Source organism: Citrobacter sp. wls826, assembly GCF_005281245.1.
Classification (GTDB): domain Bacteria; phylum Pseudomonadota; class Gammaproteobacteria; order Enterobacterales; family Enterobacteriaceae; genus Citrobacter; species Citrobacter braakii.
Map to the genome: position 1 here is coordinate 102,700 of NZ_SZWS01000048.1, position 4,359 is coordinate 107,058.

6 protein-coding genes are annotated in these 4,359 nt (G+C 50.3%); 2 read left to right on the plus strand and 4 right to left on the minus strand.

What is annotated here, in order from left to right:
- Positions 1 to 18: 18 nt before the first annotated feature.
- Positions 19 to 1,206 (minus strand): efflux MFS transporter YdeE, encoded by a 1,188-nt coding sequence (gene ydeE, locus FDW87_RS11130; RefSeq protein ID WP_047359042.1) that lies wholly within the window; start codon positions 1,204 to 1,206, stop codon positions 19 to 21.
- A 198-nt stretch (positions 1,207 to 1,404) separates the two neighbouring features.
- Between ydeE and eamA the strand changes: the two genes are divergently transcribed.
- On the plus strand, positions 1,405 to 2,304 hold the full coding sequence (gene eamA / locus FDW87_RS11135) for an O-acetylserine/cysteine exporter (protein ID WP_019076776.1): 900 nt from the start codon (positions 1,405 to 1,407) through the stop codon (positions 2,302 to 2,304).
- A gap of 30 nt (positions 2,305 to 2,334) precedes the next feature.
- Here eamA and marB read toward each other — a convergent pair whose 3' ends face one another.
- The 3 genes from marB to marR are packed head-to-tail and all read right to left on the minus strand — an operon-like array spanning position 2,335 to position 3,420.
- A complete protein-coding gene (gene marB, locus FDW87_RS11140; protein ID WP_016153071.1) occupies positions 2,335 to 2,553 on the minus strand; it encodes a multiple antibiotic resistance protein MarB in 219 nt (72 codons plus the stop codon).
- Positions 2,554 to 2,583: 30 nt separating this feature from the next.
- Positions 2,584 to 2,967: an MDR efflux pump AcrAB transcriptional activator MarA gene (marA, locus tag FDW87_RS11145; RefSeq protein ID WP_003032424.1), complete on the minus strand. Its 384-nt coding sequence runs from the start codon at positions 2,965 to 2,967 to the stop codon at positions 2,584 to 2,586.
- Between the two features lie 18 nt (positions 2,968 to 2,985).
- Complete coding sequence (marR, locus tag FDW87_RS11150) at positions 2,986 to 3,420, minus strand: multiple antibiotic resistance transcriptional regulator MarR (RefSeq protein WP_016156485.1); 435 nt, start codon at positions 3,418 to 3,420, stop codon at positions 2,986 to 2,988.
- 257 nt (positions 3,421 to 3,677) lie between these two features.
- Between marR and FDW87_RS11155 the strand changes: the two genes are divergently transcribed.
- Positions 3,678 to 4,343, plus strand: a complete 666-nt coding sequence (locus FDW87_RS11155; protein ID WP_016153073.1) for a MarC family NAAT transporter — start codon at positions 3,678 to 3,680, stop codon at positions 4,341 to 4,343.
- The last annotated feature ends 16 nt before the right edge of the window (positions 4,344 to 4,359 follow it).

A 4,359-nucleotide genomic window follows, 5' to 3' on the forward strand; every position in this document is an offset into this window, starting at 1 on the left:
GCTCTGTCGCGATCATCATTAGCAGACCGCCGTCTGGCCCCAGGGTTTGGCGCGCATGCCTTTTATCATTAGCGCCCAGGCAAGAACGATCGCCACCATCAGCGCCACAAACAGCGACCACGGCGGCAATGTGGTTAAAATGACGCCGCTGACTAATGGGTTTACCGCTGCGCCCAACCAGCCTAACGACTGGGCGGAAAAATAGCTGGCTTTCATTCCTGCAGGCGCGATGTTGTCGATGAGCATGTATTCACCCGGTGCGTAAATGACTTCGCCGATAGTGAAAAAGGCTGCAGAAATGCCCCATAACACCAGGTTGTTGCCGGAGAAGGTAAAGCCAACCAGACCGACCACAAAGAACAGCGTGCCTACAGTCATTAGCGGGCGGATATTCGTGGCGGTGAGCCTGCGCCCGAGGGCATATTGCAGTGATACCACAATGGCGGCGTTAACGGGCAGGACGACTGCCACCACTTTCTCGGCAAAATCGCCGTCTGCAACCACCATAACGTATTGCGAAATACAGGACGCAAAGGCACCACCAACGAATGACGCCAAAAATGCTGACAGCGTAAACCAGAATAATGCTCTGTCGCGCAGCAGTACCGAGGGGGACCAAACTGCGGCGTTCAAACCTTCTGATGCTGCTGGTGAACGTTTTACCCAGGTCTGGATAAACACCAGAGGGAGTGCTGAACATGCAGCAGCGAGCCAGAACGGCAGGTTAATGCTTTGCATCACCAGTAGCGTGCCCAGCGGTGGGCCTACGGTCCAGCCGATGTTCAGCACGGTATAGTTAAGCGAGAAAATTTTAGTCTTGTTGGTCGCCGAGAGATTATCGGCAAACCAGGCTTTCAGCACCGTGGCGAAGACGGAGTAGGCGCAGTTGATCAGGGCAAAGAGCAAAACCACTACCACTACGTTATGCACCAGTGGAATAGCAATAAAGCCAGAGGCAAAGCCGCAGATAGCCAGCAGCATATAGCGTTTTTTATCAAACTTGTCGGCCAGAATACCAAAGCCAAGGCTGAACACGACGCCAATGGTCAGTGCGACCGTCATCGCATAACCGATCAGGTCGACGCTCAGATTGTACTGTCGGCTGAGGTAGATCGTCATAAAGGGCAGCGTGGCGCCACGCCCAATCGTTAATAACAATGATGACGCGAGTAACGCGAGAGTGGACCTTCTCAGAGAGATATTCATTTTCCTGCCCGACAATGCATGTTGTTATGTTTTTTTTAGATATCAGAAACAAATAGCATGCTAAAAGTGTGATGTACACTCAATAAGTTGTCCGAAAATGCCCTGTGTGGCCTACCTGAATTAATGATCTGTTACGGCACAACGATTTCCGTTACTTTAATTTGTTTACAAAAATTTAATATCCGCAGGGGCGGTGGTATGTCGCGTAAAGACGGGTTATTAGCGTTACTGGTCGTTGTGGTTTGGGGGCTGAACTTTGTCGTCATCAAAGTGGGGCTACACAATATGCCACCCTTAATGCTGGCTGGGTTGCGTTTTTTACTGGTGGCATTTCCGGCGATTTTCTTCGTTGCCCGGCCGAAAATTCCGCTTTCACTGCTGCTCGGCTATGGGCTGACCATCAGTTTTGGGCAGTTCGCGTTTCTCTTTAGCGCCATCAAATTCGGTATGCCTGCCGGGTTAGCTTCTCTGGTATTACAGGCTCAGGCGTTTTTCACCATCATTCTGGGGGCATTCGCCTTTGGTGAACGTCTGCAAGGTAAACAACGGGTAGGAATTGCGCTGGCCATATTTGGCGTGCTGGTGCTGATTGAGGCCAGTCTCAACGGACAGCATGTTGGCATGCTCGGTTTTATGCTGACGTTGGCGGCGGCGCTAAGCTGGGCCAGCGGTAATATCTTTAATAAAAAAATCATGCAGCATACGTCACGCCCGGCGGTGATGTCGTTGGTGGTATGGAGTGCGTTGATTCCTGTTGTCCCATTCTTCCTCGCCTCAATACTTCTCGATGGCCCAACGCAAATTATCCAAAGCCTGGTGACGATAGATATGACCACCATTCTGTCACTGGTTTATCTGGCGTTTGTGGCGACCATTGTGGGTTATGGCATCTGGGGATCTTTACTCGGGCGTTATGAAACCTGGCGTGTCGCGCCGTTGTCGCTGTTGGTGCCGGTTGTTGGACTGGCGAGCGCGGCCGTGCTGCTGGATGAAACGCTTACCGGATTACAACTGCTCGGTGCGCTGCTGATCATGGCAGGATTGTACATTAATGTGTTTGGCTTTCGGTTGCGTAAGACTGCGCAGGCGAGAGGGTAAAAAAAGCCCCGCAGTGACGGGGCAAAAAAATTACAGGTTGCGCATATTGTAATAAGGCACACCTAATTCGTCGGATTTGTCGCTGCCTGCACCCATATGATTAAAATCGAACGGGGACCGATCGTGCGCAGGCGGCATAATCATCGCGTCACGACTGTTTTGTGTGGCAGGTTGCGCGGTCTGTTCCGCCATGCTCTGGCCCGAAACAACATACAGCAGGGCCAGCATCGCATAAGACAGAAGTTTCATGATTTCCTCGGTTACGTCGTTAACTGGCGATTAGCAATTACATTGATTGAGTGGCAGCAAATAGCGTGATTCGCCGTGCATATTCGTCATACGGTATTTATGCGGCGGAACATCAAAATAGTTTTTGAATGTCCGGGTCAGCGTTTGCTGGGACTCAAAGCCGTAACGCTCCGCCAGATAAAGGATCGGCTCGTTACTCTCTTTTAATTTTTGCGCTATTTCAGTCATTTTACGGCTACGGATGTATTGACCCAGTGAATGACCGGTTTCTTTTTTAAACATCCGTTGCAGGTGCCATTTGGAGTAACCTGAACGCTCTGACACCTTTTCCAGCGAGAGCGGCGATTCAAGGTTATTTTCGATCCAGTCCAAAATGCTATGAATAGTGATTGTGTCAGTATTGCGTCTGGACATCGTCATACCTCTTTCTGTTTACGGCAGGATTTTCTTAAGCAAATGCTCAAGCGTGGTCACTTCATCCGCCGTTAAGTTTTTTGTTAGTTCCTGGTGCAGGTCTTGCCCTACTAATTGATGACACTGCTCGCAAATTGCCGCGCCATGTTCGGTGAGTTTCACCAGCACGCCTCGCTTGTCATGTGGATTCGGAAGCCTTTCTATCCAGCCTTTACAGGCCAGCCTGTCCAGCATCCGCGTCAGGGCGCCGAGATCGACAGACAGCACTTTTTTCAATTCGACAGGGGTAATACACACCGCGCAACGGATGGAGCAGAGCACCTTGAACTGCGATGCTGTGATATCCAGCGGTGACAGATAGTCGTTTAGCAAACGATCTTTTTTCTGATTAACCATGTAGATCAAACGACCCAGTGGGATGATTTCGTTAAACAGATCACTGGTGCTTTTCACAATGGTTGCCCTGGCAAGTAGTTAGTCACGGCTGATATTATTGCTTAGGCAAATATAAGTCAAATGAATGGGTCAGCAAATGCCACGTTTTGCTAAATCATCAGACTCAATTTCTGGCGAGTGGAATTTTAACGGTTTGAAAATTATGGCTTATACGTGCGGATGAAAAATGAATCCTTACACCGCGAAAATGGCTTATCTCCCGGATTTCACCGTATACTTGCCGTTGACGATTAACGCACAGGAAAGATGACATTATGATGGACTTGTTTAAAGCAATAGGACTGGGGCTGGTAGTCCTGTTACCGTTGGCAAACCCGTTAACCACCGTGGCGTTGTTCCTCGGCCTTGCCGGCAACATGAACAGCGCAGAGCGTAACCGTCAGTCACTCATGGCGTCCGTTTACGTGTTTGCCATCATGATGGTGGCGTATTATGCCGGACAACTGGTGATGAATACCTTCGGGATTTCGATTCCCGGGTTACGTATCGCGGGTGGGTTAATCGTTGCGTTTATCGGCTTCCGAATGTTGTTTCCACAGCAGAAGGCACATGACTCTCCGGAAGCGAGAAGCAAATCAGAAGAACTGGAAGATGAACCGACTGCCAATATTGCATTTGTTCCGCTGGCCATGCCAAGCACCGCGGGTCCGGGTACGATTGCAATGATCATCAGCTCGGCGTCCACCGTGCGTCATGGGGCTGAGTTTCCGGACTGGGTGATAATGGTCGCACCGCCGATTATTTTTGCCGTGGTCGGGGTTATCCTGTGGGGCTGTTTGCGCAGTTCTGGCGGAATTATGCGCCTGGTCGGTAAAGGCGGTATTGAGGCGATCTCCCGACTGATGGGCTTCCTGCTGGTATGTATGGGCGTGCAGTTTATTATTAACGGCGTGCTGGAAATCATTAAAACTTACGCTTAAAACAACGTGCCCGGTA

Bases quoted from the DNA above. Each gene is read 5' to 3' on its own strand.
- ydeE (WP_047359042.1), bottom strand. From the start codon at position 1,206: ATGAATATCTCTCTGAGAAGGTCCACTCTCGCGTTACTCGCGTCATCA.
- eamA (WP_019076776.1), top strand. From the start codon at position 1,405: ATGTCGCGTAAAGACGGGTTATTAGCGTTACTGGTCGTTGTGGTTTGG.
- marB (WP_016153071.1), bottom strand. From the start codon at position 2,553: ATGAAACTTCTGTCTTATGCGATGCTGGCCCTGCTGTATGTTGTTTCG.
- FDW87_RS11155 (WP_016153073.1), top strand. From the start codon at position 3,678: ATGATGGACTTGTTTAAAGCAATAGGACTGGGGCTGGTAGTCCTGTTA.
- marA (WP_003032424.1), bottom strand. From the start codon at position 2,967: ATGTCCAGACGCAATACTGACACAATCACTATTCATAGCATTTTGGAC.